Source organism: Guopingia tenuis, from assembly GCF_014384805.1.
Classification (GTDB): domain Bacteria; phylum Bacillota; class Clostridia; order Christensenellales; family Christensenellaceae; genus Guopingia; species Guopingia tenuis.
In genome coordinates this window covers 163,042-189,044 of sequence record NZ_JACRSS010000001.1, presented here as the reverse complement: position 1 = coordinate 189,044, position 26,003 = coordinate 163,042, and the positions used below count along the sequence as shown (strand labels likewise).

Annotated in this window: 28 protein-coding genes; 3 read left to right on the top strand and 25 right to left on the bottom strand. The window is 51.9% G+C overall.

Annotated elements, in window-relative coordinates; genetic code table 11:
• Nucleotides 1-88 precede the first annotated feature (88 nt).
• Nucleotides 89-547 carry a deoxycytidylate deaminase gene (locus H8693_RS00940; protein WP_249279406.1) on the top strand — a complete coding sequence of 153 codons (459 nt, stop codon included), beginning with the start codon at nucleotides 89-91 and terminating at the stop codon, nucleotides 545-547.
• Between the two features lie 279 nt (nucleotides 548-826).
• Here the strand turns inward: H8693_RS00940 and H8693_RS00935 are convergent, their stop codons facing one another.
• The 11 genes from H8693_RS00935 to H8693_RS00885 form a co-directional block, all read right to left on the bottom strand.
• Nucleotides 827-2,035 (bottom strand): MFS transporter, encoded by a 1,209-nt coding sequence (locus H8693_RS00935; protein ID WP_249279405.1) that lies wholly within the window; start codon nucleotides 2,033-2,035, stop codon nucleotides 827-829.
• Nucleotides 2,036-2,059: 24 nt separating this feature from the next.
• Nucleotides 2,060-3,295, bottom strand: coding sequence for an MFS transporter (locus tag H8693_RS00930; protein ID WP_249279404.1), 1,236 nt, complete (start codon nucleotides 3,293-3,295; stop codon nucleotides 2,060-2,062).
• Between the two features lie 103 nt (nucleotides 3,296-3,398).
• On the bottom strand, nucleotides 3,399-4,085 hold the full coding sequence (locus H8693_RS00925) for a M48 family metallopeptidase (protein WP_249279403.1): 687 nt from the start codon (nucleotides 4,083-4,085) through the stop codon (nucleotides 3,399-3,401).
• A 1-nt stretch (nucleotide 4,086) separates the two neighbouring features.
• A complete protein-coding gene (locus H8693_RS00920) occupies nucleotides 4,087-4,641 on the bottom strand; it encodes a biotin transporter BioY (RefSeq protein WP_249279402.1) in 555 nt (184 codons plus the stop codon).
• 13 nt (nucleotides 4,642-4,654) lie between these two features.
• Nucleotides 4,655-5,407, bottom strand: coding sequence for a YdcF family protein (locus H8693_RS00915; RefSeq protein WP_249279401.1), 753 nt, complete (start codon nucleotides 5,405-5,407; stop codon nucleotides 4,655-4,657).
• Between the two features lie 9 nt (nucleotides 5,408-5,416).
• Nucleotides 5,417-6,298 (bottom strand): DUF368 domain-containing protein, encoded by an 882-nt coding sequence (locus tag H8693_RS00910; protein WP_249279400.1) that lies wholly within the window; start codon nucleotides 6,296-6,298, stop codon nucleotides 5,417-5,419.
• Between the two features lie 163 nt (nucleotides 6,299-6,461).
• Nucleotides 6,462-7,019, bottom strand: a complete 558-nt coding sequence (gene hxlB, locus H8693_RS00905) for a 6-phospho-3-hexuloisomerase (RefSeq protein ID WP_249279399.1) — start codon at nucleotides 7,017-7,019, stop codon at nucleotides 6,462-6,464.
• A 24-nt stretch (nucleotides 7,020-7,043) separates the two neighbouring features.
• On the bottom strand, nucleotides 7,044-7,664 hold the full coding sequence (gene hxlA / locus H8693_RS00900; protein WP_249279398.1) for a 3-hexulose-6-phosphate synthase: 621 nt from the start codon (nucleotides 7,662-7,664) through the stop codon (nucleotides 7,044-7,046).
• Between the two features lie 75 nt (nucleotides 7,665-7,739).
• The gene (locus H8693_RS00895) at nucleotides 7,740-8,768 is read right to left on the bottom strand and encodes a zinc-dependent alcohol dehydrogenase (RefSeq protein WP_249279397.1); all 1,029 of its coding nucleotides are present in this window, start codon (nucleotides 8,766-8,768) and stop codon (nucleotides 7,740-7,742) included.
• 27 nt (nucleotides 8,769-8,795) lie between these two features.
• A complete protein-coding gene (gene hxlB, locus H8693_RS00890) occupies nucleotides 8,796-9,353 on the bottom strand; it encodes a 6-phospho-3-hexuloisomerase (protein ID WP_249279396.1) in 558 nt (185 codons plus the stop codon).
• Between the two features lie 340 nt (nucleotides 9,354-9,693).
• Nucleotides 9,694-12,105, bottom strand: a complete 2,412-nt coding sequence (locus H8693_RS00885; protein WP_249279395.1) for a cation-translocating P-type ATPase — start codon at nucleotides 12,103-12,105, stop codon at nucleotides 9,694-9,696.
• A gap of 345 nt (nucleotides 12,106-12,450) precedes the next feature.
• Here H8693_RS00885 and aroF point away from each other — a divergent pair, with 345 nt between their 5' ends.
• On the top strand, nucleotides 12,451-13,464 hold the full coding sequence (aroF, locus tag H8693_RS00880; RefSeq protein WP_249279394.1) for a 3-deoxy-7-phosphoheptulonate synthase: 1,014 nt from the start codon (nucleotides 12,451-12,453) through the stop codon (nucleotides 13,462-13,464).
• Between the two features lie 14 nt (nucleotides 13,465-13,478).
• A complete protein-coding gene (locus H8693_RS00875; RefSeq protein WP_249279393.1) occupies nucleotides 13,479-14,375 on the top strand; it encodes a prephenate dehydrogenase in 897 nt (298 codons plus the stop codon).
• Nucleotides 14,376-14,509: 134 nt separating this feature from the next.
• On the opposite strand, the gene mscL is transcribed toward H8693_RS00875, so the two are convergent.
• The 14 genes from mscL to H8693_RS00805 all read right to left on the bottom strand — a co-directional run bounded on the left by mscL (nucleotide 14,510) and on the right by H8693_RS00805 (nucleotide 25,964).
• Entirely contained in the window at nucleotides 14,510-14,950 is a 441-nt protein-coding gene (gene mscL, locus H8693_RS00870; RefSeq protein WP_249279392.1) for a large conductance mechanosensitive channel protein MscL, read from the bottom strand.
• Nucleotides 14,951-14,992: 42 nt separating this feature from the next.
• On the bottom strand, nucleotides 14,993-15,397 hold the full coding sequence (locus H8693_RS00865; RefSeq protein ID WP_249279391.1) for a hypothetical protein: 405 nt from the start codon (nucleotides 15,395-15,397) through the stop codon (nucleotides 14,993-14,995).
• 93 nt (nucleotides 15,398-15,490) lie between these two features.
• The gene (deoC, locus tag H8693_RS00860; RefSeq protein WP_407926338.1) at nucleotides 15,491-16,132 is read right to left on the bottom strand and encodes a deoxyribose-phosphate aldolase; all 642 of its coding nucleotides are present in this window, start codon (nucleotides 16,130-16,132) and stop codon (nucleotides 15,491-15,493) included.
• Nucleotides 16,133-16,320: 188 nt separating this feature from the next.
• Nucleotides 16,321-17,295, bottom strand: a complete 975-nt coding sequence (locus H8693_RS00855) for a sugar-binding transcriptional regulator (RefSeq protein WP_249279390.1) — start codon at nucleotides 17,293-17,295, stop codon at nucleotides 16,321-16,323.
• Between the two features lie 211 nt (nucleotides 17,296-17,506).
• On the bottom strand, nucleotides 17,507-18,178 hold the full coding sequence (deoC, locus tag H8693_RS00850; RefSeq protein WP_249279389.1) for a deoxyribose-phosphate aldolase: 672 nt from the start codon (nucleotides 18,176-18,178) through the stop codon (nucleotides 17,507-17,509).
• A gap of 185 nt (nucleotides 18,179-18,363) precedes the next feature.
• On the bottom strand, nucleotides 18,364-19,035 hold the full coding sequence (deoC, locus tag H8693_RS00845) for a deoxyribose-phosphate aldolase (RefSeq protein ID WP_249279388.1): 672 nt from the start codon (nucleotides 19,033-19,035) through the stop codon (nucleotides 18,364-18,366).
• A 60-nt stretch (nucleotides 19,036-19,095) separates the two neighbouring features.
• Nucleotides 19,096-19,764 (bottom strand): deoxyribose-phosphate aldolase, encoded by a 669-nt coding sequence (deoC, locus tag H8693_RS00840; protein ID WP_249279387.1) that lies wholly within the window; start codon nucleotides 19,762-19,764, stop codon nucleotides 19,096-19,098.
• A gap of 182 nt (nucleotides 19,765-19,946) precedes the next feature.
• A complete protein-coding gene (gene deoC, locus H8693_RS00835) occupies nucleotides 19,947-20,621 on the bottom strand; it encodes a deoxyribose-phosphate aldolase (protein WP_249279386.1) in 675 nt (224 codons plus the stop codon).
• A gap of 18 nt (nucleotides 20,622-20,639) precedes the next feature.
• Nucleotides 20,640-21,311 carry a deoxyribose-phosphate aldolase gene (deoC, locus tag H8693_RS00830; protein WP_249279385.1) on the bottom strand — a complete coding sequence of 224 codons (672 nt, stop codon included), beginning with the start codon at nucleotides 21,309-21,311 and terminating at the stop codon, nucleotides 20,640-20,642.
• 89 nt (nucleotides 21,312-21,400) lie between these two features.
• Nucleotides 21,401-22,075 (bottom strand): deoxyribose-phosphate aldolase, encoded by a 675-nt coding sequence (gene deoC, locus H8693_RS00825; RefSeq protein ID WP_249279384.1) that lies wholly within the window; start codon nucleotides 22,073-22,075, stop codon nucleotides 21,401-21,403.
• Between the two features lie 76 nt (nucleotides 22,076-22,151).
• Nucleotides 22,152-22,829: a deoxyribose-phosphate aldolase gene (gene deoC, locus H8693_RS00820; RefSeq protein ID WP_249279383.1), complete on the bottom strand. Its 678-nt coding sequence runs from the start codon at nucleotides 22,827-22,829 to the stop codon at nucleotides 22,152-22,154.
• 224 nt (nucleotides 22,830-23,053) lie between these two features.
• The gene (ymfI, locus tag H8693_RS00815; RefSeq protein ID WP_249279382.1) at nucleotides 23,054-23,782 is read right to left on the bottom strand and encodes an elongation factor P 5-aminopentanone reductase; all 729 of its coding nucleotides are present in this window, start codon (nucleotides 23,780-23,782) and stop codon (nucleotides 23,054-23,056) included.
• Between the two features lie 57 nt (nucleotides 23,783-23,839).
• Nucleotides 23,840-25,306, bottom strand: coding sequence for a sensor histidine kinase (locus tag H8693_RS00810; RefSeq protein WP_249279381.1), 1,467 nt, complete (start codon nucleotides 25,304-25,306; stop codon nucleotides 23,840-23,842).
• On the bottom strand, nucleotides 25,296-25,964 hold the full coding sequence (locus H8693_RS00805) for a response regulator transcription factor (protein ID WP_249279380.1): 669 nt from the start codon (nucleotides 25,962-25,964) through the stop codon (nucleotides 25,296-25,298). Before H8693_RS00805 ends, H8693_RS00810 begins: the two co-directional genes overlap by 11 nt.
• Between the last annotated feature and the right edge of the window lie 39 nt (nucleotides 25,965-26,003).

The following is a 26,003-nucleotide window of genomic DNA, read 5'->3' as shown; positions in this document are numbered from 1 at the left end:
CATAAATAAAAACTATTCCGGCAAAAACAGGGCGCCGCAGGGCCAAAAAGGCCGCGATCGCCCGGAAAAGGTATTGGGGGAAAAATCAATGGATAAATGGGACAAGCGTTTTATAGAATTATCTCAGACTATTGCAACGTGGTCCAGCTGCTATAAGTCCGACCGGCAGATCGGCGCGGTAATTGTAAAAAACAAGCGCATCGTCACTACCGGCTATAATGGCGCTCCTTCGGGGATCACCAGCTGCAAAGACCGCGGCGAATGCCTGCGGCAGAAACTGGGCATTCCTTCGGGAACCAAGCACGAGATCTGTTATGCCATTCATGCGGAGCAAAACGCCATCATTCAGGCCGCAAAGCTGGGCATTTCCATCGACGGTGCCACTTTATACTGCACACACTATCCCTGCACTATCTGCGCTAAAATGATCGTCAACAGCGGAATCAAACGGGTCGTGTTTCTGCATCCCTACCCCGACGATTTCTCGGGCACGATTCTGAGCGAAGGCGGCGTATTGGTGGAACAGTATCCCGGGCAGGAGGAATAAAAAAATCCCGTTTGGGGGTTCGGCACATAGGATTTTGTATCTTTTGTATGCACAAAAACAGAGGGTTTGCTCTCCGGAAAAACCGCTGTTAATATTTATAACAGCATATGTAATTCATTTTACAAACAAAAAGGCCGCCTGCAGCCACAGCAGGCAGCCTTTTTATTTTATCATTTGTCAAATACCTATGCTTTTCATGGTCCGGATATATAGTGCCCGGCTCTTGCTGTCCCGCTGATATCGGCGGCAGATAAGCCGAATTTCCGGTTGGCCTCGGGCTTAATGCCCCTGCTCGATGAGATCAGCCACAGGCACCTTCTTAAACCCGGCAAGCGCCACAACCGCGCCCAGAATCGCAACGCCGCTGGCCGCCAGCAAGGGAAGCATCAGACCCGTAACGCTGGAAATAGCGCCCATCACCACGGGGACTGTCAGGCCGGCAATGCTCAGGGCAAACATGGGGATCGCGGATGCCGTCGCCATGCGCGTGGGGAAATACTCGTTGGCGATCAGATAGATGGCAATGCCATTGACGCCGTTAAAGAATCCGGCCAAGCCGCACAAGATTGCCAGAATCGTGACCGAAGCTCCCGTTGCCAGGATGGCCGCAATCATAAAGGATCCGGCAAAGATGGATGCCAGGGCAAAAACCGTGGTGGAGCGGAGCTTTCCAAGGAAACACGGGGAAACAAACCGCATCACAAGAGCGCCTGCCGCAAATGCCGTCAGAACAACGCCGCTCAGCTGGAAGGACACCCCCGCATTGTGCTCGAAATAGTATTTCAGCCAGGAATTTGTGGCAAGGTTGAAGGTGAACTGGCAGAACGAAATTGCCAGCAGCAGCCAGGCCCGGGAGGATTTGAAAATTTTCAGGGGATGCACGGTTTTGGGATTCTTGACCTGCACGGCATCCCATTTTTCCCGGTTTACGCTGCGTCCCAGAAGAAGGCAGAGAAGAATTCCCACGGCGCCCACAATTCCAATGGCCAGATAGCCGTTGCGGAATGTTCCCGGTTGTTCCATATTCACCAGCAGGGGCAGGAGCAGCGGCGTCACCATTGCGCCGGTGGAGTGAATGGAATGCAGCATGGGGACATAGATATGCTTGCGCTCAGGATAGAGAAGCGGCAGCAGCGAATTGCCCATGGAATCCAGCGTCGTCGTTCCGGTGCCGCAGAAAAATATGATGCAGAGCATCACGCCGAAGGTCGGCGCAAAAAATATGGCGATGCAGCTCAGCGCCAGCACCGACAGGCTGATGGTCACAGCATGCACTTTGTTAAACCGCTCCCCAAAGAAGAATATGATGAGCGCCATGGTAAGCCCGCCCGCATACTGGATGGTGGAGATCAGACCCTGGTCGGTAGTAGACGTACCAAAATAGCTCATCATGGCCGTCGCCAGCGTCCCATGGACGCAGGAAAACAACCCATAGGTCAGGAACGCGACCAACAGCGCACCAAAATAAAATCGACTCGTCTTTTTCATGTTTCTCCTCTTGCTTATTAAAAATTATATCTCAACAGCGTCCTGCGCTGCCTCTCTTTTCTCTATCTCCTGCGGCGTTTTTCGGAATCCCACCAAGGCAATCACCGCGCCCAGGCATCCGACTCCCGCCGCCAGGAGCAGCGGCATCCGCAGGCCCGCCCAAGCCGCAAGGGCCCCCAGAAGCGGCGGCACCAAAAGTCCCGCTGCATTATTGGCAAACTGCGGAATTGCGGAAGCCGAGCCAAGCTGCTTTGGAAAATACTCTCCAGCGATGAGATAGGGCGTCACTCCGCCCATGCCGTTGAAAAACCCGGAAACGGCGCAGATCGCCCCAATGAGGACGGGCGAAGCCGGCGCGATACACACCGCCAGAACCAAAAACAACGGAGCCGCCAGCATGCAGATTCCCATCATCACGCTGGGCCGCATAAATTTCAGCAGAAACGGCCCGATCAGGCGGACGGCCAGCGTTCCCGTAAAAAATGCGGAAAGCATGATCCCGCTGACTGCAAAGCTCATGCCGCCTTCCCTCTCAAAAAAATATTTCAGCCAGGAGTTTTTCCCCCAGCAGAAAAAGAAGTAACAGATCGAAACGATCACCAGGATCCAGGCGTATTTGGAACGGAATACGATGCCAAACCCTCCCCTGTCCCTGGCCTTCGGCTGCTTTTCCATGGGCAGAGGCGGCTGGCTTTTTAAAAAGGACCTTGCCGCCAAGAGGAACAGAACCAGCGCCGCCACGCCGGCGATGGCCACGGCCAGAAAATCTACCTTAAACGTTTCCGGCTGCGCCGCATCCATGAGCACAGGAAACAGCATCGGCCCCACCATGGTTCCGATGGCATGCGACGAATGCAGCATGGGGACAAACGTATTTTTCTTTTCCGGCATATAGGCAATGACGAGGGAATTTCCCATGCTGTCGATCAGAGACGTCCCGACGCCGCAGAGAAATACGATGGGAAGCATCCATCCAAAGGATGGAACGGCGAGGACAATCCCACAGCCCAAAACCAGCAGGCCGATGCCCGCAGCCACACCATAGACCTTGTTGAACCGGTCGCCCAACAGGGCAATCAAAACCGCAATGGCAGCGCCGCCCGCACAGTTCAGCGAGGTGATGAGCCCCTGTTCAAAGGTCCCCACCTGGAAAAATTCCATCATGGGAGACGCCAGGGTGCCATATAGACAGAAAAAAGCGCCAAAAGTGAAAAAGATCAGCAGCAGTGTAACCAAAAAAAAGGTGGATGTCTTTTTCATTTCGTCGCCTCTTGCTATGCACAAAATGTTTGGAACATCCACTAAACTACTACAGAAAAAACCGTTTGTCAACAGCTATATTTACAAAAAATTTATTCTCTCTTTATTCCCATCCTTCCCTTTCCAAGCGCTTTTGCAGGTCTTTGAGAACATCCTGCATTTCCTCATAATCCGGCATCACCTGGGCGACGATCCGCCAGAACTGCGGCCCATGGTTCATTTCAATAGCATGTGCTAACTCATGTACAACCACATAGTCGACGGCCTGCCCCGGGGCAAAGAGCAGCTTCCAATTCAGATTTACATTTCCTTTGGAACTGTAGGAGCCCCATCGGGTCTTGGCAGAACTCACTTTCACCGCCTTGGGATGTACGTTCATTTCCTTCGCATATAGCGCAACCCGCGCCGAAAAGATCTCCTTTGCCTGGGCCTTCATCCAAAGGGTTACCTGACACATCTGCTCCTCTTTGGGGCCTTTGGGCACCTGAAAATACTTCCCCGTAAACCGGACGGTGCTTCCTGCCGGCCCGGTCCGCACCGGGTATTCCCCGCCTAAAAAACAGATGGATTCCAGGCGAAAGCTTTTTTTCTGTTCTTCCAGCTTCTTTCGCTTTTCCAGCGCATCGGCGATCCAATCGGCTTTGCTGGATACAAACCCTTCGATAAATGCTTTGGGCAGCCGTTTGGGAGCCTTCACGAGAACTTCTCCTTCCGGCGTGATAGTAATTGCTATCGTTTTACGATAAGAACGGTGAATGCTGTATGATATTTTCTCCATCAATTCGTTCATTCTAAATTCCCCTTAATGCAGGTTTCAAACGCAAGGCTGCCCAAATTGCCGCCGCCGAAAGGGCAATATCAAAGGGCGAAAAAATAATGGCTCCCGTCCAAAACGCCATCCAAATGGTGATGGGCATAGACAGATAATAGTTCAGGATAAAGAACATATAAACCGAGCCCACACAATAGATGACCGCCAGCCCCGCGCAGGCGGCCCCCATAAGGCGCCAGAATGTGAAAGGACCTCTCTGCGCAATCCATCCGATGACAAAAGCGCCCAGAATAAAGCCCAATAGATAGCCAAAGCTGGGTTCCAGGACATATTGCGGGCCGCCGCCCTTGGTGAAAATCGGAATGCCGATCAGCCCCAGGATTACATAGAGCGCCTGGGCCATTGTCCCATATTTCTTTCCCAACAGCGCACCCGACAGCACGACAAAAAAAGTTTGCAGCGTGAAAGAAATCACCCCAAAGGGAATCCGGATAAAAGCGCCGACCGCCGTCAGAGCCGCAAACAGGGCGCAGCATATGCTGTTTTTGAGTCTTTCATGGGATGTTGCCATCATACTCTTCCTTCTTTCAAACGATTCCAAAAAGAAAATACCGCAGGAGCGCCAGAGTTTCCCGCAGATAGAAATTCAGCGCCATATACCAGGCCGATGGAGCCGCCACTCCCGGAATCGCAAAGTTCAGCTTCCGAGCCACCAGTCCCGCCCGATATACATGAAAACCGCTGGTAACAAAGGCGGCCCGGTATGGCCGGTCAAAATATGCGTCCAACAGCTTTTTGGAATACAGAAAATTTTGATAGGTGCTCCGGGAGCGATCCTCCATGAGAATTCGCCCGCGGGGGAATCCCTGGGCCTCCAAATACCGCCGCATAGCCTCCGCCTCTGAGATCACCTCATCTCTCCCCTGGCCGCCGGAGACGACGAGAATCGCCCGGGACTCCTCCGCCAGTTTTTTCCCCGTGTCCAGCCGTTTGCGCAGCAGGCGGGACGGCCGCTCTCCCCGAAGCCCGCCGCCCAGCACGATGACCGCTTCCGGAGGCTCTTTCATCCTGCGCGTCTTGCCCCGTTCCATCAGGAAGATACAGAACAGGAAAAAAAGGAAGAAACTCACATAGCCGACGACAAATATACCCTTGACAATCCGTCCGGCCTCGGTTTGAAACCAAAGTTCCGCTTCCTGATAAAACAAACCATAGAAAAATAAAGGAGCGCCAAGGATTGCCGGCATGAGAACCCCCATATTCCAGTTGGATATCCATTTTACAGCAAAGGTATCCGCCAGAAGAAATCCTCCAACGGCAATCCACACCCAGTTTTCCATGCGCCCTTCCTATTCCTCCGCACCTTCGGGCACGTCGCCGTCTGTTTCATCGTTCTCATCCTTTTCCGAGCGGGAAAAGAGATAGGCAATTACCGCCGCAGTCAGCATCAGCAATATGGAAACCAGGCCCTGCATATCAAAGGTGAACCCAGGCCAAAGCGACAAAACCGATCCAAGAACCAGGCCCAAAATAGCGAAATACGTCCCCTGATAGAACCGCTTCATAAGATATTTCACCATTTTGATGCACACCACAATCCCGATAACGACACCAATGGCAACGGGGAGCAGAAAGAGAAAATTCAGGTTGGATACTGCGGAGATCACCGTCGTATATGTTCCCATAATTACCATAATCATGGAACCGCTGATCCCCGGAAGCACCATGGCAAAGGCGGCCACCGCACCGGCAAGGATCATCAGCAGAAAGGTTCCCACATCCATCTGTGTCATAACCGTCTGTCCGCCCTCCTGATTGCCAAACAGGAATAAAACGACCATGATCCCCAGCCCGGCAATGAAGGGAATTAAATTCACCGGCTGAAATTTTTCCTTGAGGGAACGCTTGAAAATCATGGGGATACTTCCCAAAATCAATCCCAGGAAAGCAAAATTCGTCTGCATAGGATAGTTCTCGAACAGATATTCAATAATGTTGCTGAAGCCATAGATCCCGGCCAGCATGCCGATTCCCAGGGTAATGATAAAGAAAAGATGCTTGACAAAACGCTTGATGCTCACGGCATCCAGAATTTCATCATATACATTCAAAACCACCGCCATTGTTCCGCCGCTGACGCCGGGAATGACGTTGGATATTCCTATAACAATTCCTGCAAAAATATTTTTGAGTCCCGTCACGGCTTTGCGCCATAATTTCCTGTTCTCCATGCACTTCTCCTTTGTCGTAAATCAGTGCCTACTATAACATAATTTCAACAAGAATAAAACCGTTTTACATAGATTTCACATTTTTGCCGGCAATAATTCGGATAATGGAAACAAAAAACGGCCCGCACGACTGCGGGCCGTCTTCCTATGGCGAACTGCCGAATTATTCAAGATTCGCGTGACGCTTATGCATTTCCTGGCCATTGGTGCCCTTTTTGCGCATCAGGTAAACGATGATGCTGTCATAGGCAATGAGACAGGACTGCTCAAACAGGGAACCCATGGGCTGAATGGTCTGAACGGCCGCCTGGGAAGCATCCGACGTGGTTGCCGCGCTGATTACCAGCTTGACTGCTGCACGCTTGCCGACTGTAGAGTCGGGCTTGCGGGTGAACAGGCAGATTTCTACACCCAAATCCACACATTTCTGCGTCATGCCCAGAAGGCTCTTAGTCTCCCCAGAGCCGGAACCGACGATCAGAACGTCGCCCTTCTGAATGGCAGGCGTAGTTACATCGCCTACCAGATGGACGCTGTATCCCATATGCATCAGACGCATGGCAAAACCCATGATGGAGAGACGGGAACGTCCCAGTCCAACGCAGAAGATATTATTGGCCTTGTCGATCTTCTCCGCAATTTGCACCATAGCATCGTCGTCAAAGGTCTTAGCGCAGGCCATCAATTCGTCGCAAATCTGTTCACTTAATTCTTTAATCATTAGTTGTCACCTCTCGCCTTGGGCTTACGCTTCCTTGAACATCTTCGCCGCAGCAACGATATCGTCCGCCTGGGTGATGGCGCGGCCAACAACCAGCAGATCCGGGCTGTACTGGGCGATGTTGGCAATATTGGAAGTCTTAATACCGCCGGCCAGAGCCAGTTTCGCCTTGAATTTGATGTTCTTCAGCTGTTTTAAGAAGTCTTCGATGTTGTTGTCGCTCTGCTCGGTATCTACCGCCATATGCGCACAAACATAATGAACGCCGATTTCGTCCATCTTATCCTTATATTTGGTGTAGTCGCCGGCAGCGATCAGGTCGGCCAGAATCTCCTTGCCTCTCTCGTTTGCAGCCTGCACCGCGCCGGAGATGGTCTCATATTCGCCCATTGCCAGAACAGTTACGATATCCGCGCCCGCATTGAAAGCATCTTCCGCCAGGTGCTTGCCGCCGTCAACCAGCTTCATATCCGCCAGGATTTTCTTTTCCGGGAACAGGTGCTTGAATTCGGTGACTACGCTCAGACCGTTGCGATAGAGGAAACCAGTCCCCATCTCGATGACATCCACATAATCCCGAACCAGGGTCGCCTTCTGTACGGCGCTGCCGATGGTTTCACTGTCCATTGCAATCTGTACGTTCATTGTTTCTTAATCCTCCTAAAAACAAATGTTATTTTAACCCGCTTCTGCCATTTTTCGAGCAGAAGCGGATTTTTATCAGTCGTTGAACAAAATCGCCTTGATGCCTTTTGCCCTGTCATTCATGAAATTCCAGAAATCTTTCTCAAAGGTATCCAGGTGCAGATCATGGGTATAGAGCGCATCCAGGTCGATCTTTCCTTCCTTATAGAGCTTGATGCAGGCCGGGAAGAACAGCGCCGGTGCTGCAAAGGAAGATCGGATCTGCAGTTTCTTGATATGGATTTTGTTCATATCAAAGGTTGCATACACTCCCGGGCCCTCATCCGCTTCTTTGCCAATAAAGGTCATATTGCCGGCCACTTTCAGCACATCGAGGAAATCCGGCATGATCCGGGGAGGCGTTGTAAACAGGATCTTATCTACGCCGCCGTTGGGGAAAGGATAGGCGTTGATATCCTCCACATCATTGTGAATCACGGCATCCGCACCCCACTTGAGGGCGATCTCATCGCGATAGTCGCGGCCCGAGCGGTTCACGGCATAGATATGCCCTGCGCCCCGCAGCTTTGCCAGCCGCAGCGCCATCAAGCCAATCGCGCCGGTTCCCACGATCATCACATCGTCGTCCAGCTGGATATCCGCAACCTTAATCATATCATAGGCGACACCCATGGGTTCGATCAGGCAGGCCGCCGCCAGAGACATCCCCTCATAGGGAACGCAGGTTTCTGCCGGAGCGATCACATATTCCGCCATGCCCATACCCGCCGCTTCCGCGTCACGGTTAAAGAAATGGCGCCCGGAATTATCCAGGTCATAGTGCCCGTTGCGGGAGAGATCTGAGAAACGGTCATACGAGCCGCTCTCCACAACCACCTGGTCGCCGACCTTGACGTTCTTCACCATGGAGCCGATTTTTTCCACCCGGCCGGAAACTTCATGGCCGATGGGCTGCCATTCCTTGGCGTCCTGGGCAATGAAAATTTCAGAGCCGCAGAAGCCGCAGGCGCTGACCTTCAAAAGGACTTCATCGGGTTCGATATCCCGCAGGGTGACGTCCCGAACCTGGAACTGGAATTTGCCTTTTACATACAATGCTTTCATGTTCAATCCCTCCCGTTTTTTGGTGTGTTATTCTAAGTTCGCATGGAGCACAAACGGCGCCTGCAAATCCATATTTCTCTCGTGCATCAGATAGGAGATGATTCCGCCATCCAACGCCAGCACCACCGACTGCTCAAACAGCGAACCCATGGGCTGGATCGAAGCTGTATGGGAGGTGTCATGCTTGGCAGAGGGGCAGTCAATCACCAGCTTTACATCCGCCACATCCGCAATGGAGGATTTCTCCACCATCGTGACCAGAATAACCTCCGCCCCTACGCTCTTGGCCTTCTTGGCCATATTGAGAGTGGAAAGCGTCTCGCCGGAACCGGAAATAACAAACAGCAAATCGCCCTCGGTAATGGCCGGAGTCGTCACATCTCCAACCATATGGACGCTGTATCCCAAATGCATAAGCCGCATGGCAAAAAAGCAGAAGGAGAGTTTAGAACGGCCGAGTCCCTGGAAAAAGATGCTCTTTGCACCCTTGATTTTCTCTATAATCTTTATAAGAGTTGCATCATCCAAGCTCTTGCATCTGTCTTTGATTTCTCCGATAATCTGATAGGATATTTCTTTGATCATTGCCCGTTCCGCCTTTCCTTGCCCTATTTCCTCAATACCTTTTCGTTTCCCTGCATCACTTCAGCGCCCCCATGCACGATGACAATGAAGGGCTTTTCTCATTTAGAAATTTTCATGACACAAATCAAATTACTTTCATGTTATCACACCAATTTTTTCATTGCAAGCCCTTCTTTGCGTGTCACAAACCACCGAAAAATATCAAACAAAGGAATATGATAACAAACAAAAATGGAACACCGCAAAAACAATAGCAGATGATAAATTCCGCCTGCTTTTTCCTGCATGCTTTCGTCACATACTAACATCTGCGGAGAAAAATTTTTAAGAATTTTTTATTCTATTTTTCCATCCCGTTTTCCCCATCCTGCATCGTGCGGCCGACAAAGCGCGACACAATGCCCCGCTCTTTATCGCAAAGCCGGTCCGCCAGCCGGGAAAATCCCCACATGAGGAAAAAGCTCACCAGAACCAGCGCCCCGATGAGGCACGCCATTTCCAGATTGAGCGGCGTCAGATAGAAGACCTCCCGGAATAAAAAAGCCGCGCCCACAAAGGCAGCCGCCAGAACGGCCACCATCGTCCCCCGGATCCAGTTGAATGGCTGACAGATCCGGCATAAAACCATAAGGCCAACGGCTCCCGTGGAAAGGACGGTTACTGTGGATATCTCTGCGGCGGATAAATCCAATACCCCGGACATGAGCGTAATGATCAACACATTCAGGATAATGGAGAACGCGCCGGGAATTGCCCGCCGCAGGATATTCATGAGAAAATCCCCCTGCACCCGCTCCCGGTTGGGCTCCAGAGCCAGCAGGAAGGACGGAATCCCCACGGTAAGTGTGCTGATCAGGCTGAGCTGAATGGGCGCGAAGGGATAGGAATACGGAAGGAACAGGAAAAGAATGGAAAGAACCGCTGAAAAAATTGTCTTTACCAGGAACAGAGAAGCCGACCGTTGGATATTATTGATGGCCCGGCGCCCTTCCATAACCACATGATAGAGAGAAGAAAAGTTGGAATCCAGCAGCACCAGCTGGGACGCGTTGCGGGCGGCGTCGCTGCCCGTAGCCACAGCGATGCTGCAATCGGCGTCCTTTAATGCGAGAACATCATTGACCCCATCGCCTGTCATGGCAACGGTATGTCCCTGCTTCTGAAAGGCGCGGACAAGCGTGCGCTTCTGTTCCGGCAGCACTCGGCCGAAAACCGTGTATTTTCCAGCGGCCTCCTCCAGCTCCGCATCGCTGAGCTGGGAGACATCCGCCCAATGGTCTGCCCCCTGAAGGCCCGCCCTTTTGGCAATGGCTGCCACCGTTTGGGGATGGTCTCCGGAAATAATCTTGATATCCACGCCCTCCCGAGCAAAAAAAGCCAGTGTTTCCGGGGCTTCTTCCCGGATCTCATCCTCCAGAAGAACCAGCGCCGCCGCACGCACCTCTCCGGGCAGTTCTTCGCCCTCTATCATCTGGCTGCTGCGAGCCAGCACCAGCACCCGCTTCCCTTCCGCCGCCTGGCGGCTGATTTCCTCCTGCAGCGCGGGCAGAGCTTCCGGACACACAAATTCTGCCGCCCCCAAAAGATAGCTTCCCTCTCCCGGGAAGCTGGCGCCGCTCCATTTTCGTGCGGAGGAAAAGGGAACGATATGGGATGCCTGATGGCCTGCCGGTTCTTTCACATATTCCCGGATAGCGGCAAAAGTGGGGTTTTGGTCGTCCAATGCCCCGGCCAGGTCGGCCAGCATCTCCTGGGCATCAAAGGCCGCGTCCACACGCAGGATCTCCGTGACCCGCATGCTCCCTTTAGTGATCGTCCCCGTCTTATCCAGGCACAGCACATCCACCCGGGCCAGCGTTTCGATACAATACAGCTCCTGCACCAGCGTCTTGTGCCGGGAAAGCCGAATAACCCCCACCGCCAGCACGACGCTGGTAAGCAAGATCAGCCCCTCGGGAATCATGCCGATGAGCGCCGCCACAGTCCCGGTTACAGCCCTGCCAACGGGCACCTGCAAAATAAAAAATTCCTTGCAGAAAAGCAGTATCCCCACGGGAAGGATCAGCGCGCTCACGGTTTTGATAATGCTGTTCAGCGATTTCATGATCCGGGAATTGGGCTTGCGGATTTTTTTCGCATCTGCCGTGATCCTCGCCGCATAGCTCTCCTGCCCCACTTTATCCACCCGCGCCCGGCAGCTTCCCACAGTGATAAAACTGCCGGAAAGTAGCGTGTCTCCCGGGCGTTTTGTCACCGGGTCCGCCTCGCCCGTCAAAAGGGATTCGTCTGCCTCGCATTCCCCCAGGACCACGATGCTGTCTGCGCATACCTGGTTTCCCGCATGCAGGACCAGGATATCGTCCAGGACGGTCTCCTGAATCGAGATAGTCTCTTCCTTCCCCTCCCGCACCACATGGGCCTTGGGTTCGGAGAGCAGGGACAGCCGGTCCACCGTCCGCTTGGCGCGGATCTCCTGAAAGGTTCCAATAGCGATATTGCACAGGATGATGAGAATAAACAGCGCATTGCGATAGGAGCCCACCAACAGGACGGCGGCCGCCAGCGCCACATTCAGCAAATTGAAAAGCGTGCAGAGATTATCCCTGAAAATACGGCCATAGGATTTTGTCTGCACGTCGATTTTTTTGTGATCCAGGCCTGCGGCGATGCGCTGCGCCACCTGGCTGCGGCTAAGCCCCTGATCGGGCGCCGCTTCTATGCGTTCCGTCTCTCTTTCCTGCGTGTTTTCCATCTTGTCTTCTCCCGATTGATTCTTTATTCATGATACCATAGTTTTTTATGTTTCGCCATGGCAATCTCTGCGGCTTTTTATATTTTTTCTTGACACGCTGAAATTTCCGTGGTATAGTCGAGGCGACAACAGGAAAGGAAACGGTTCCATGAAACACTCGACGGCGACGACAATCTACGCCTACTATTACCCGGTTACCTATTGCGGTACATCGGGATTTTGTCGTTGCTTGCAGTTGTCATGTTAAAACCGATTTCTTAGAAACAGGAAATTCAGGCCGGCTGCTTTTACCGACAAAGGCAGCCGGCCTTTTTTCATTTTGAATATAGGAAAGGGGCACAAAAAATGATTATTATTCTAAAGCAGGGCGCACAGAAGGATAAAGTGCATTCGCTGGTTCATTCTCTGGAGGAATCCGGCCTGCATATCAACTATTCCGAAGGCTCTCACACCACCATCCTGGGACTCATCGGCGACACTTCTGCCGTGGATACCGACCAGCTGGCGGCGATGGATATTGTGGAAGGAGTCAAACGGGTTTCCGAACCCTATAAGGCAGCCAACCGCAAGTTCCATACGGACGATACAGTGATCCGTATCGGGCGGGGTGCCTTTGGCGGCGGCCATTTCGGCGTCATTGCCGGTCCCTGCTCCATTGAATCGAATGAGCAGATCATCGAAGTTGCTATGAAGGTAAAAGAGGCCGGCGCTTCATTTCTCCGCGGCGGCGCCTTTAAGCCCCGCACCTCCCCTTATTCCTTTCAGGGGCTGCGGGATGACGGCATCCGCATGCTGCTGGAAGCAAAAAAGGCCAGCGGCCTTCCCATCGTCACCGAGATTATGAGCCTGGCCCATTATGACCTGTTTGCCGATGTCGATATCATTCAGGTGGGGGCGCGCAACATGCAGAATTTTGAGATGCTCAAGGAACTGGGAAAATGCGATAAACCCATTCTCCTAAAGCGCGGCCTTTCCAGCACCATTGAGGAACTGCTCATGAGTGCGGAATACATCATGTCCTCGGGCAACACGCAGATTATCCTCTGTGAACGGGGTATCCGCACCTTTGAGACGGCTACCCGCAACACCCTCGATATCTCCGCCATTCCCCTTTTGAAGAAGCTGACGCATCTGCCCGTGATTGTCGACCCCAGCCATGCCACCGGGATTGCCTCTCTGGTGCCTCCGCTGGCCAAAGCAGCCGTTGTGAGCGGTGCGGATGGCCTGATGATCGAAGTGCATTCCCATCCTGCCGCGGCTCTCTGCGACGGTGCCCAATCCATCACGCCCGCGCAGTTTGCCTCGCTCATGCAGTCGGTTTCGGCCTTGGCAGAGATCGAGCATAAAACGCTTTTTTAAGGAGGAGAATTTTCATGAAGATCGCGGTAGTTGGCATGGGCCTTATGGGAGGTTCCCTATGCAAAGCCATCAAGCATCACACAAACCACACGGTTCTTGGGCTGGATACCGATTCGCATACCGTTGCCCGGGCGCTGGCCTGTGGCGCTATCGACCGGGCCATCGTTCCCGAAGAACTCGTCGAATGTGCTATCACCTTTCTCTGCCTCTTTCCCGACACGACCATTTCTTTTGCGCGGGAACATGTCGATTGTTTTAAAAGCGGAAGTATCGTGGCGGACATTTGCGGCGTGAAACAGGCTATCGTCGATGCGCTGGAACCGCTGTTTCTTCCGACGGGCGTCCGGTATGTGGGAACACACCCCATGGCAGGGCGGGAGTTCAGTGGCTTTGCCTATGCCGATGACAGGATTTTTCAGGGGGCCAGCTTTATTCTCACCCCCACGGCCAAAACCTGCCCTCTAGCCCTGCATACCCTCCATGACCTGGCGGAAAGCCTGGGATTTGGGCGTATCGTCACCTCCACGCCGGCCGATCATGATAAATCCATTGCCTTCACATCCCAGCTGGCCCATGTGGTTTCCAACGCCTATATCAAAAGCCCCACGCTCTGGAATGAGAGCGGCTTCAGCGCCGGAAGTTTTCTGGATCTTACCCGCGTGGCAAAACTCAATGAGGAAATGTGGTCGACTCTTTTCCTGCTGAACCGTCCGGCACTGCTTTTCGAGCTGGACACCATCATCGGACATTTGCAGGAATACCGGGCGGCGCTTGCCGACGGGGATAAGGACACCCTGCGGGAGCTTTTGAAGGATGGCCGGATCCGCAAGGAATTGAGCTTGATAGGCGACGCCACACCTCCGGAAGAGGAAAAGGAAGATGGTCTAGCTACGCATAAGCAGCTAGATTAGAAGCATTGATGTTCTTCTTTGTCCATCCTGGTTCTTTTAGATAAGTGTCTGTTTTAAATATATTTGTAGTCGATTCGGTAGAGAAAACAAAAAATAAGGAGGAGCTTTTTTCATGCTCCTCCTTATTGCAAAATTTATTCTTCCTCTGCCGCAGGCACATCCAGCTGAGAGGTGCAGTGCGGGCAGCGGGTCGCCTCCGCGTCTACTTCCTGCCGGCAATAGGGGCATAAGCGTTTGGGCTCCTCCACTGCCTCTTCCACTTTTTTCTTTCTCCATAAGCTGTTCACCAGCTTCACAAACAGAAATACGCACAAGGCAATGAGGAAAAAGTCAATCACCGTCGTCAGAAAAGCGCCATAGGCCAACACCGCCGCATTTTCTCCAGTGCCGATGGTCAGTGACAGGCCCGAGATATCAATACCTCCAATAATAATTCCGATCACGGGCATGAAAATATTTTCCACCAGCGCCGTAACGATTTTGCTGAACGCACCGCCGACGACAACGCCGACGGCCAAATCCAGCACATTGCCCCGCAGGGCAAATTCCTTGAATTCCTTTAGAAACTTTTTCATCTTCCAAACTCCCGTTTCTTTTGTTAAACAGAATCTCCATCCTTAAAGAGAGCAAATTGTACGCCCCCGCATAGTGATCCCGCAAATCTTCCAAACCGGCCACCCTCCCGGGAATTGCCGGCAAATTTCATCCCCTTTTTCCTCTCTTTCATAGACCTTTTCCACACTGCCCCGCACAGATACTGTTGCCTTCTCCCGGTCACTCAGCCGGCAGATAAAGCGCAGAATCACTTCCGCCCCCTTTTCCGGCGGGCATCCCGGCATCTGCTGCTCCTCCAGGCTGGAAACATAGACGTTCAGGCTGCTCCGGTCATATACGGCATGGGAATTGGCCAAAAAACAAAAAGGAGTGCCCGCTTCCGCCAGACAAACCACGCACAGGGGCTCTTTTTGCAGAACGGCAAGAACCTCCCAGCAGGAATATTTCTCTTCTTTTTCATAAAACAAATAAATCCCTCCTCTCTCTTTTATCAGCATATGTGGAGGAATTTTCTTTGTTAAAAAGGCTGCAATCGAAATTGCAGCCTTAAAAACATTTTTTTATTTGCCGCTTACGATGGCAACGCCCGAGCTGGCGCCCAGGCGGCTTGCGCCCGCCTTGATCATGGCAACGGCGTCTTCATAGGTGCGAACACCGCCCGAAGCCTTTACGCCCATTTCCGGGCCAACAGTTTCGCGCATGAGCTTGACATCTTCCACTGTCGCGCCGCCGGTCGAGAAACCAGTGGAGGTTTTGACGAAATCCGCCCCAACCTTCTTGCAGATCTGGCAAGCCTTGACCTTTTCATCATCTGTCAGCAGGCAGGTTTCCAAAATAACCTTCAAAAGCGCCTTGCCCTTGCAGGTATCTACCAGCGCCGCAATATCTTTTTCCACCAAATCCCAGTCATTCGATTTGATTGCGCCGATGTTGATGACCATATCAACTTCCTTTGCGCCCTTTTCGATGGCGTCTTTCGCTTCAAACGCCTTCGCTTCTGTGGTGCATGCTCCAAGAGGGAAACCTACGACGACGCAGGGCTTCACATCCGTGCCCGCCAGCTGCTCTGCAACGAATTTCACATAGCCCGTGTTTACGCAAACACTGGCGAAATTATATTCCTTCGCCTCGTCACACACCTTCTTGACCTGCGCCAGCGAAGCATCCGGCTTCAAGATCGTGTGATCGATATACTTTGCCATTGCCTTCGGGGAAAGATCCAAGTTCATTTCACTCATTTTCATTACCCTCCATAGTTAATTTACTTTTCACGGGAATGCTCCCATAAACTTCTTTTGAATTCCGCTTCTATTATAAACGATATCACAGGAAAATGCACGGGATTTTTTGCAACAAATTGCAGTTTCCAAAAAAACTTCTGAAAAAATTTCTATGCTTCACTCAAGTGGATCACTTTGGCCGCCGTGCGTTCGTCGATATAGAGCTTATTGATAACGCCGGTGCGCAGCGCGCCCAGAATTGCATGCACCTTGTCCTCTCCCACGGCAATCACCATCCGGTTTTTGATGCGTTTGAGCTCCTCCAGAGTCAGTCCCAGCACCCGGGCATTCAGATCGTTGTCCACAATGTTCCCCGCTGCATCAAAATACCGGGAGCAGATATCTCCCACAGCCCCCGCCTGGGAAAGCTCCTCATAATCCTGCTCATTCAGCACTCCGCGTTCAAAAATAAGAGACTTTTTCGAGAGCTTACCCACGCTCAAAATCGCCACGTCCGCCTGTCGTGCGATATCGATGATGGGTTTGATCCGCGAATCATTAAGGAGCGCACGGGCCGTATCCCGGTTATCCACCAGAATCGGCAGCGGAAACAGATATCCCGTTGCAGAAAAGGCGCTTTGGAATTTTTCCACAATATCATATGCCTTCACCGACAAGATATTGGAAGCCACATTGCCGTTAAGCTGCACGATTTTGATGCCCTTGCGGTTGTTATAATAGTCGTCCAGCATTTTCACAAAGTATTCCATCGTGCGGCCCCAGGATATGCCGATCACGTCCCCATCCCGCAGGAGCTTCTTCAGATCCAGCAGCAGGGCCTTGCAGGCGTCCAGTACGCAGAGATCCTGATCCTCTACATACACCGGCACCACGGTAGCTGATTCCAGCCCATAAAGCTCCATCAGCTTCTCCTCCAGCTCCCGTGCCGTCAGGATGGGATATGCCATTTTGATTTTTACATATCCCTTTTTGATCGCCTTATTGATGAGCCGGCTGATCGTGGATTTGGAGATATATTCCTTTGCGGCAATCTCTTCCTGACTCATGCCCAGCTCATAATATTGTTTGATTACGCTGATCAGCAGCCGTTCATCGCTGTTTTTCATGGGTTTTGCACTCACCATCCATTGGTTTCTCCCGCATTTTCGGGAATCCTTTATATTTTATTGTACCCGATTCCGTCCCGGCGCACAACACCTTTTTCCTGTTCTTCCCGTGTCGCCCTTTAAATCCCCCTTCTTTCCCCTTACGCATTGATTCCCGAAAAATCCATACCAAAAAAACAGGGCCGAAGATTTTCTTCCGCCCCGTTTGATGATGATTTTATTGCCTGAATTATCTGTTGTTCGCCGCTTCAAACAGCTTGATAGCGCTGTTCATGCCGATGCCAAAGCGGGCAACACCCAGATCCAGCATCGCGTCCACGGTTTCCAGCGTCCGGATGCCGCCCGAAGCCTTGATCTTCGCCCGGCCCTTCAGCGCCTTGGAGATCACTTCGATGGTGTGGACATCCGTTGCGCCCAGAGTGCCCGTGCCGGTTTTTACAAAGTCTGCGCCGCCGTCGATGCAGAGCTCGCAGGCAATTTTTAGCTCTTCGTCGTTGAACTGGGGGGTCTCCAGAATCACTTTATAAGTCATGTCGCCGGCCACGTCCTTAATGGCCCGGATATCCTTGACGACCTCGTCATACATCTTGGATTTGAAATAGCTGTAGTTCATGAAGTTCTCGATCTCGCCGATACCCAGGTCGATATACCGCTTAGCCGCGGAAATTTTCGTTTCCAGCTCATCCGATCCCTGGCGGGAGCTGCATCCCGTGATAACCATGGTATTGGTACCCTTCAGACCTTCCACCAGCATGGGAATATAGCACTTCAGACCTACAGCAACCCATGTGTCGTATTTCTTTGCGTTGGCGATAAGCGCTTCCATATCCGCCTTGGTGGCCAGCTGGTCAATCATCGTCAGGTCAGTCATCCGAGCAAGTTCGTGTCCATTGATAGGCATTTTTCTTTCCTCCTGCTTTCAAATCTTTCTTGCGAAACCCATTGCAAACATCCTATTTATTTTTGCAACTTTGATGCTTTCAGTATACGTTTAAATTTGTTATTTGTCAATATATTTTAACATTATTCTTTATAATTTATATGTAAAAATATCAAAAAGGCGGGGCAAAAGCCCCGTCTCATCTTTTATCGCCGGTTTGCTGCCTCAAACAGCTCTACAGCGCTGCTCATGCCGATGCCGAAGCGGGCAACGCCCAGATCCAGCATCGCGTCCACGGTTTCCAGCGTCCGGATGCCGCCCGAAGCCTTGATCTTCGCCCGGCCCTTCAGCGCTTTGGAGATCACTTCGATGGTGTGGACGTCCGTTGCTCCCAGAGTGCCCGTGCCAGTCTTAACGTAATCTGCGCCGCCGTCGATGCAGAGCTCGCAGGCAATTTTCAGCTCTTCGTCCGTAAATTGGGGCGTCTCCAAAATGACTTTATATGTCATGTCGCCGGCCACATCCCGGATGGCCCGGATATCCTTGACGACTTCGTCATACATCTTGGACTTGAAATAACTGAAATTCATATAATTTTCGATTTCGCCCACGCCCAGCTCAATATACCGCTTGGCTCCGGCGATCTTTGTCTCCAGCTCATCCGATCCCTGGCGGGAGCAGCAGCTTGTAATCGTCATGGTGTTGGTTCCCTTAAAGGCTTCCACCAACATGGGAACATAGCATTTCAGGCCCACCGCCACCCAAACGTCATATTTTTTCGCGTTAGCAATGAGCTCTTCCATGTCTGCCTTGGTTGCCAGCTGCTTAATCAGCGTCAAATCGGTCATCCGAGCGAGCTCGTGTCCATTGATTGGCATTTTTCATTCCTCCTAAATACAATAGAAAAAAGGGGAAAATATCCCCTTTTTCCTTTTCCTTTAGCGATTATCTGCCGCTTCCAAAACCTTAAGGGCGCTCTTCAGCCCAATGCCGAAACGGGTCACGCCCAGTTCCATCATGGCGTCCACCGTCTCGATGGTGCGGATGCCGCCCGAAGCCTTCATGCCGACCCGGCCTTTCACAGCCTTGGCCATGACTTCGATGGTGTGGATATCCGTCGCACCCAAAGTGCCTGTTCCGGTCTTTACAAAATCCACGCCGCCGTCGATCAGAACTTCGCAGGCCGTCGCAATTTCCTCATCGTTCAAAAGAGGCGTTTCCAAAATGACTTTATAGACCTGGTCTTTGGCAATCTCCCGGATGGCCCGCGTCTCTTTCACGATCTCATCATACATCCCGGATTTGAGATAGCTGACGTTCAAAAAACTCTCGATTTCGCCGCACCCCTGCTCCACGCAGGCTTTTGCCATATAGAGCTTGGTATCCAGGGGAGTTACCCCAGACATGCCGCCCGCACCCAAAACCTTGATGCCGGTTCCCTGAAGCGCATCGATAAGCATCTGGTTATAGCACTGCAGGCCTACGGCCACGCCAAAATGATATTCCTTCGCCTTTTCAATCAGGTACTCCATGTCCGCAACCGTCGCATCCGGATTGATGACCGTCGCATCCACGATTTTTGCCAGTTCTTTTCCGTTCAGTGCCATAAAAAATTTCCTCCAAAAATAAATTTATACCAATGGCCTGCGCCAAAGCATACTCCACCTGTCTAGCCTCAAAATAAGCTATTTTCTTTTCTGCTACGTATTTTCAGTATAGCAGTTAAAGTGTAAAAAGTCAAGATTTTTTAACAAAAAGGCTGCCGAAATCCGGCAGCCTTTTTCCTGGTTCAGCGGTTATCCGCTTCCTCCAAAATCTTAAGCGCGCTGTCCAAACCGATGCCAAAGCGCGTCGCACCAATTTCCATCATCTGATCCACCGTTTGGATCGAGCGAATTCCACCCGAGGCTTTAATTCCAATTCTTCCTTTTACCGCGGAGGACATCACTTCCACATGATGCAGCGTCGTGGGACCATATTCACCGGAAGCCGATTTGACAAAGTCTGCGCCGCCGTCCATACAAAGCTCACAGGCGATCCGGATCTCCTCATCCGTCATTTGGGTGACTTCCAGCAAAACCTTATAGATATTGTTGGGGCAGACATCCTTGATCGCCCGGACTTCATGTACGATTTCGTCATACAGGCCGCTTTTCAGATATCCCAGGTTTAACCGACTTTCAATCTCGCCGCAGCCCATGGCCAACTTGGATTTGGCCTGCTCCACTTTCACTTCCCAACGATCTCCGCCGCCGTCCCGCAGCCCGGCCGCACCATGGACTTTGATATCATATCCCTTGACGCCTTCGATGAGCATGGGGCCAAAGCAGGGAAGACCGACCAGCATTCCAAAATTATGTTTGATACCCTCGGCAATCAGACGTTCCATGTCCGCTTTCGTCGCTGTAATTTTAATATTCGTCGCGTCGACAATGCGCGCTAAATCCTTTCCGTTGATAGGCATGTTTCTCCTCCTCCCCTCTTAGCGGTTATCCGCCTCAGCGATAATCTTGAGGGCGCTGGCGAGGCCGATGCCAAAGCGCGTCGCCCCTGCGTCCATCATCTGGTCTACCATTTCAATTGTGCGCACGCCGCCGGCCGCCTTGATGCCGACGCGGCCCTTGATGGCCTTCCCCATCACTTCCACATGATGCAGCGTCGTAGCCCCCATGGTTCCCGTTGCGGATTTCACAAAATCCACGCCGCCGTCAATCAGCAGCTCACAGGCGGTAGTGATTTCTTCATCCGTAAGGAGCGGCGTTTCGATGATGCATTTAAAAATGCGATCCTCGCCAATGGCATCTTTGATTGCCCGGGTTTCCTTGACGATCTCATCATACATCCCGGATTTCAAATAGCTCAGGTTCATGCGGCTCTCAATCTCGCCGCAGCCCAAAGCCCGGGAATTCAGCGCCATCGCCACTTTATCCTCCGTCCGTTCAGTCGCACGGCCGCCCGCAGCACCTAAAATTTTTGTGTCATATCCGCTGAGCTGCTGCAGCAGATAGGGAACATAGCACTGGGGGCCAACAGCCACGCCAAAGCTATGAATCTTTGCCTGCTTCACCAGTTCATCCATTTCCGCCACTGTCGCCGTGATCGAGATATTTGTCGCATCTGTGATCCGGGCGAGCTGGCTTCCTGTAATCGCCATACTTTCTTCCTCCTATATTCATTTTATGCGAATGAAGACACAACGCGGGGCGGTCTCCTCCGCATCCCTTTTCTTTATCCCTCTGGTATTTACCGCTGATCTGCGGCTTCCACCAATTTTATAGCGCTGGCAAGTCCTACACCAAACCGGGCAACACCCAAATCCAGCATCGCGTCTACCGTTTCGATGGTGCGAATGCCGCCCGAAGCCTTAATCTTCGCCCGGCCTTTCACGGCTTTGGATATAACCTCAATCGTATGCACATCTGTTGCGCCTAAAAGCCCCGTGCCCGTCTTGACATAATCCACACCGCCGTCAATACAGAGATCACAGGCTGTTCGAATTTCGTCGTCCGACAGCATAGGCGTCTCAAGAATCACCTTGTAGACCATATCCGGCGCCGCTTCCCGCACCGCGCGGATATCCTTCACAACCTCGTCATACATGCCCGATTTAAAATAGCTGTAGTTCATGAAGTTTTCCATTTCACCGCAGCCATGCTCCACATTCCATCTGGCCATAGCCACCTTCAGCTCAATGGGTTCGTTGCCTTGAAAAGAGGAGGCTCCGCCAATGCACTTGATCCCCGTGCCCTTCAATTCCTCCACCATCATAGGCAGCCAGCAGGGAAAAGCAAACGCACAGCTGAAAAAGCCATATTGCTTCGCCATATCTGCCAGATGCACAAGATCCTCCCGGGTTGCCTCTTTGCCCAAGATTGTCGCATCGATCATGCCCGCCAGTTCTTTGCCATGAATTGCCATCTTTTTCCGCCCTTTCTTTTCTTTTTTTTTGAAAAAATCGCCATGTCACTTGCCCATGGCGATTTTCTTTGCACTTTTACCGGTTATCCGCCGCTTCAATCAGCTTGATACCGCTGGCAAGACCCACGCCGAAGCGTTCCACGCCCAGATCCAGCATTGCGTCTACCGTCTCGATGGTGCGAATGCCGCCCGAAGCCTTAATCTTCGCCCGGCCCTTTACGGCTTTGGCCATAACTTCAATCGTGTGAATATCCGTCACACCCAGGGTACCCGTGCCGGTTTTCACGAAATCTGCGCCGCCGTCGATACAGAGTTCGCACATTGTCGCGATTTCTTCATCCGTCCAAAGAGGTGTCTCCAGCAGAACCTTATAGATCACGTTGGGACCGATCGCCTCGCGGACAGCCGCGATATCCTTGACCACCTCATCATACATTCCGGATTTGAAATAGCTGTAGTTCAAGAAGTTTTCCACTTCCCCAGCACCCAGCTCCAGAATCTTCTTCGCATAATACTGCTTGACCTCGATGGGGTCGCCGCCATGCCAAGAGCTGCATCCGGTGACAATTTTGGTGTCCGTTCCCTTAAGTCCTTCCGCCACAAACGGAACCCAGCATTCGCTTCCCACGGCAACCTGGCCCAGATCATATTTCTTTGCCTGCGCGATCAGATTTTCATAATCCGCTTTCGTGGAGCATTTGTCCAGGACCGTTCCATCCATGATTCGAGCCAACTGATGACCATTGATAGGCATACCAACTTTCCTCCTAATAGAATTTTGTGAAATGATATTTGGTTTTCACATCTATGGCTTTATTTTACTTCGAGGTGTGTTATTTGTCAATAGAAATTATCAAAAAAATTAGAACAATGTAGGACAAATTTTATGAAAAAGGAAAAAATCTTCTCACGGAAACAAAGCCCGTTCTGCCGGAATGAAAAATGTGCGGGTTTTTCCATATATAATATATTATATATTCAAATCACAAATCCGCCGTTGACTCCCAAAACCTGTCCAGTGATGAAATCCGCATCTTCCGAGGCCAAAAAAAGCAGCGCACGGGAAATATCCTCCGGTGCGCCCAACCGCCCCAGCGGCGTATCCTCTGCCAAAGCCTGCATATCCGCTCCGCTCAAATGGGCGTTCATTTCTGTGGCGATCACCCCGGGTGCCACGCAGTTGACCTGGATGCCCGAAAGGCCCACTTCCTTTGCCAGGGCCTTTGTCATTCCGATCACAGCGGCCTTTGTCGCCGAATAGCAGACTTCGCAGGATGCGCCCACCTGCCCCCACATGGAGGAAATATTGACGATCTTCCCTTCCCTGCGGCGAATCATATCCGGCAGAACTGTTTGGGTGCAGTGATAAACCCCTTCCACATTGACGGCAAATATCCGCCGCCAATTTTCCTCCTGCATTTCGGTAAACAGCTCCTGAGAGGCGACAGCCGCGTTGTTGATGAGCACATCTACCCGCCCAAAGGCATCCAGCGCCTTCTGATACACCGCATGTACTTCCTCCCGAGAAGCCACATCCCCCGCCGTCACAATGGCATTGCGGCCGATGGACTGCCGGACGGCCTCCGCTTCCTCCCGATGTGTGTGGCAGTGTATTACCACATTCCATCCCTGTCTTCCGAAATCCAGCGCCGCTTGCCGCCCGATCCCCCGGGACGCCCCCGTGATCCAAACCGTTTTCTGCCGCATAAAAAAGCCCCCTTTATCGCTATACAATTCGTATTGTATCATAAAGGGGGCAGGTTCTCAATTTCCTCTTTGGGGTTCCTGTTTATATAGTTCAAACCAGAAGGTAGAGCCATGGCCAGGTTCACTTTCCACGCCAAAATCCGTTTTATGCAGCAGGAACACGGACTTCACGATAGCCAGCCCGATCCCCGAGCCAGCCACCGCACGCTTATGCTCTTTATCCACGCGATAATACCGCTCCCAGATATGCTCCAGATCCTCCTTGGGGATTCCTGGGCCGGTATCCCGGATGCTGACGCGCACCTTTTGTTCGGTCTCCTCCAGGGTGATAAAGATCTTTTTGTCCTCGCCCGTGTAGTTGACGGCATTGCTCAGCAGATTATAGAGCGCCTGTTCAATTTTTTTCTCATCGCCATAGGCGAATACATCCGACCTTCCCTGCAAAACAATGGTATAACCCTGCTTTTCTTTCAGAACATCAAATCTCCCCAAGGTCTTTTGAATCAGTTCCGAAAGGTTAAACTCCATGGGATGATATTCGATCACGCCGGCCTGCAACTTGGAAACATCCAGAAGATCCTGCACAAAATCGCTCAGCCGGTCGCATTCCTCCACAATGACGGCCAGATGCTGGTTGCGCTTCTCCTCATTGTTTCCTGAAATATCCCGGATCATCTCCGCATACGCCTTAATCATGGTGAGCGGTGTGCGCAGGTCATGGGACACATTGGAAATCAGCTCGGTTCGCAGCTTTTCCACCTGTTTGAGACCGCTGGTAGCATAATTGAGGGTATGGGCCAGCTGATTGACCTCGCTGTAGCCTCCGGCCTCAAAGGTAACGTCGTAATTTCCCTGGGAAAGCACTGCCGCCTTCTCGGTGATCTTTTCCAGCGGCCGCGAAACTTTCTGAGCGATGACAAAGGAGAGAACAAATGCAATCCCCAGGATCCCCACGGTCACATAGATAAGCTGCTCACTCAAAATTTTCACCGTCTCATTGAGAGGTTGAAGCTGGGATGTGACGATAAGCACCGCTACGTCGCCGTTGGCATCCGTGACCAGAGTGCTGTAAACAAACATCTGCTGCCCGTTGGAATTATCAAAATATTCAAACAGAGCGCCAGATTCCTGTTCCCGAATCTGCCGAGCCAGCAGGTTTACAGCATTTTTTTTAACGGCTGATTGCCCGAAGCCGTTAAAATACAAGGCCAGCTCCTGCCCATAGCGCCGCCCGGCGGGACTATAAGCAAACAGCGTCCTCCCCTCGAGGTCCACAATATTTACCGCCAGGTCGTTCTCCATAGCTACAGAGGCCATCTTCGCATATGTCGTGCCGACGACTCCGCTGGCATATTGCTCCACGAGGGTCTGTGCGCCACTCACGATGCTGTTCTGCTTCATGTTGCGATAATATCCGTTGATAAACACCGTCTGAAATAGCCAGAGGCCGCAGAGGATCACTACTGCAAAAAGCAAAAAATACAGCCAGATTTTCAGTTTGATGCTGTTCTTTTTAAGCTTCAAATTTATATCCCATTCCCCGCAGGGTCACAATATGGCTGCGGTATTTCCCCAGATTGGAACGCAGCATTTTGATATGTGTATCTACCGTTCTATCGTCGCCGAAGAAATCATAGCCCCAAACATCCTGCAAAAGCTGCTCCCGGGAAAAGGCGATGTTTTTATTGCGCACTAGATAAAATAGCAGGTCATACTCCTTGGGCGTCATTTTAGCGGGTTCTCCATCGATTTTCACCTGCCGCCCCGGCATATCGATGACCAGGCCGCCAAACTCTAAAATATCCTGCTGCCCCGCTGCCCCTTGATGGCGGGAAACTACCACCTTGATCCGTGCCATCAGCTCTTTGGGGCTGAAGGGCTTGACCATATAATCGTCGATGCCGATTTCAAATCCGAAAAGCTTGTCATATTCCTCACCCCGGGCAGAGAGCATGATAATGGGAATATCCTTGAGCTTCCGGATTTCCTTGCAGGCAGAATACCCGTCCAGACGCGGCATCATGATATCCACCACCGCCACGTCAAAATCCTCCTGCCGGACGCATTCGATGGCCTGCATGCCATCCGCCGCCTCGGTCACCGTGTGGCCCTCAAATTCGGCATATTCGCGGATCACCGCACGAATTTTCGGTTCATCGTCCGCAATCAAAATATGTGCCATTTTGCTTCCCCCTCACATGACTTTGTTCTATCCGATTTT

What these genes read in the sequence shown, in the direction of transcription:
- H8693_RS00940 (WP_249279406.1), top strand. Translation starts at nt 89, where the DNA reads ATGGATAAATGGGACAAGCGTTTTATAGAATTATCTCAGACTATTGCA.
- H8693_RS00935 (WP_249279405.1), bottom strand. Translation starts at nt 2,035, where the DNA reads ATGAAAAAGACGAGTCGATTTTATTTTGGTGCGCTGTTGGTCGCGTTC.
- H8693_RS00930 (WP_249279404.1), bottom strand. Translation starts at nt 3,295, where the DNA reads ATGAAAAAGACATCCACCTTTTTTTTGGTTACACTGCTGCTGATCTTT.
- H8693_RS00925 (WP_249279403.1), bottom strand. Translation starts at nt 4,085, where the DNA reads ATGAACGAATTGATGGAGAAAATATCATACAGCATTCACCGTTCTTAT.
- H8693_RS00920 (WP_249279402.1), bottom strand. Translation starts at nt 4,641, where the DNA reads ATGATGGCAACATCCCATGAAAGACTCAAAAACAGCATATGCTGCGCC.
- H8693_RS00915 (WP_249279401.1), bottom strand. Translation starts at nt 5,407, where the DNA reads ATGGAAAACTGGGTGTGGATTGCCGTTGGAGGATTTCTTCTGGCGGAT.
- H8693_RS00910 (WP_249279400.1), bottom strand. Translation starts at nt 6,298, where the DNA reads ATGGAGAACAGGAAATTATGGCGCAAAGCCGTGACGGGACTCAAAAAT.
- hxlB (WP_249279399.1), bottom strand. Translation starts at nt 7,019, where the DNA reads ATGATTAAAGAATTAAGTGAACAGATTTGCGACGAATTGATGGCCTGC.
- hxlA (WP_249279398.1), bottom strand. Translation starts at nt 7,664, where the DNA reads ATGAACGTACAGATTGCAATGGACAGTGAAACCATCGGCAGCGCCGTA.
- H8693_RS00895 (WP_249279397.1), bottom strand. Translation starts at nt 8,768, where the DNA reads ATGAAAGCATTGTATGTAAAAGGCAAATTCCAGTTCCAGGTTCGGGAC.
- hxlB (WP_249279396.1), bottom strand. Translation starts at nt 9,353, where the DNA reads ATGATCAAAGAAATATCCTATCAGATTATCGGAGAAATCAAAGACAGA.
- H8693_RS00885 (WP_249279395.1), bottom strand. Translation starts at nt 12,105, where the DNA reads ATGGAAAACACGCAGGAAAGAGAGACGGAACGCATAGAAGCGGCGCCC.
- aroF (WP_249279394.1), top strand. Translation starts at nt 12,451, where the DNA reads ATGATTATTATTCTAAAGCAGGGCGCACAGAAGGATAAAGTGCATTCG.
- H8693_RS00875 (WP_249279393.1), top strand. Translation starts at nt 13,479, where the DNA reads ATGAAGATCGCGGTAGTTGGCATGGGCCTTATGGGAGGTTCCCTATGC.
- mscL (WP_249279392.1), bottom strand. Translation starts at nt 14,950, where the DNA reads ATGAAAAAGTTTCTAAAGGAATTCAAGGAATTTGCCCTGCGGGGCAAT.
- deoC (WP_407926338.1), bottom strand. Translation starts at nt 16,132, where the DNA reads ATGGCAAAGTATATCGATCACACGATCTTGAAGCCGGATGCTTCGCTG.
- H8693_RS00855 (WP_249279390.1), bottom strand. Translation starts at nt 17,295, where the DNA reads ATGGTGAGTGCAAAACCCATGAAAAACAGCGATGAACGGCTGCTGATC.
- deoC (WP_249279389.1), bottom strand. Translation starts at nt 18,178, where the DNA reads ATGCCTATCAATGGACACGAACTTGCTCGGATGACTGACCTGACGATG.
- deoC (WP_249279388.1), bottom strand. Translation starts at nt 19,035, where the DNA reads ATGCCAATCAATGGACACGAGCTCGCTCGGATGACCGATTTGACGCTG.
- deoC (WP_249279387.1), bottom strand. Translation starts at nt 19,764, where the DNA reads ATGGCACTGAACGGAAAAGAACTGGCAAAAATCGTGGATGCGACGGTC.
- deoC (WP_249279386.1), bottom strand. Translation starts at nt 20,621, where the DNA reads ATGCCTATCAACGGAAAGGATTTAGCGCGCATTGTCGACGCGACGAAT.
- deoC (WP_249279385.1), bottom strand. Translation starts at nt 21,311, where the DNA reads ATGGCGATTACAGGAAGCCAGCTCGCCCGGATCACAGATGCGACAAAT.
- deoC (WP_249279384.1), bottom strand. Translation starts at nt 22,075, where the DNA reads ATGGCAATTCATGGCAAAGAACTGGCGGGCATGATCGATGCGACAATC.
- deoC (WP_249279383.1), bottom strand. Translation starts at nt 22,829, where the DNA reads ATGCCTATCAATGGTCATCAGTTGGCTCGAATCATGGATGGAACGGTC.
- ymfI (WP_249279382.1), bottom strand. Translation starts at nt 23,782, where the DNA reads ATGCGGCAGAAAACGGTTTGGATCACGGGGGCGTCCCGGGGGATCGGG.
- H8693_RS00805 (WP_249279380.1), bottom strand. Translation starts at nt 25,964, where the DNA reads ATGGCACATATTTTGATTGCGGACGATGAACCGAAAATTCGTGCGGTG.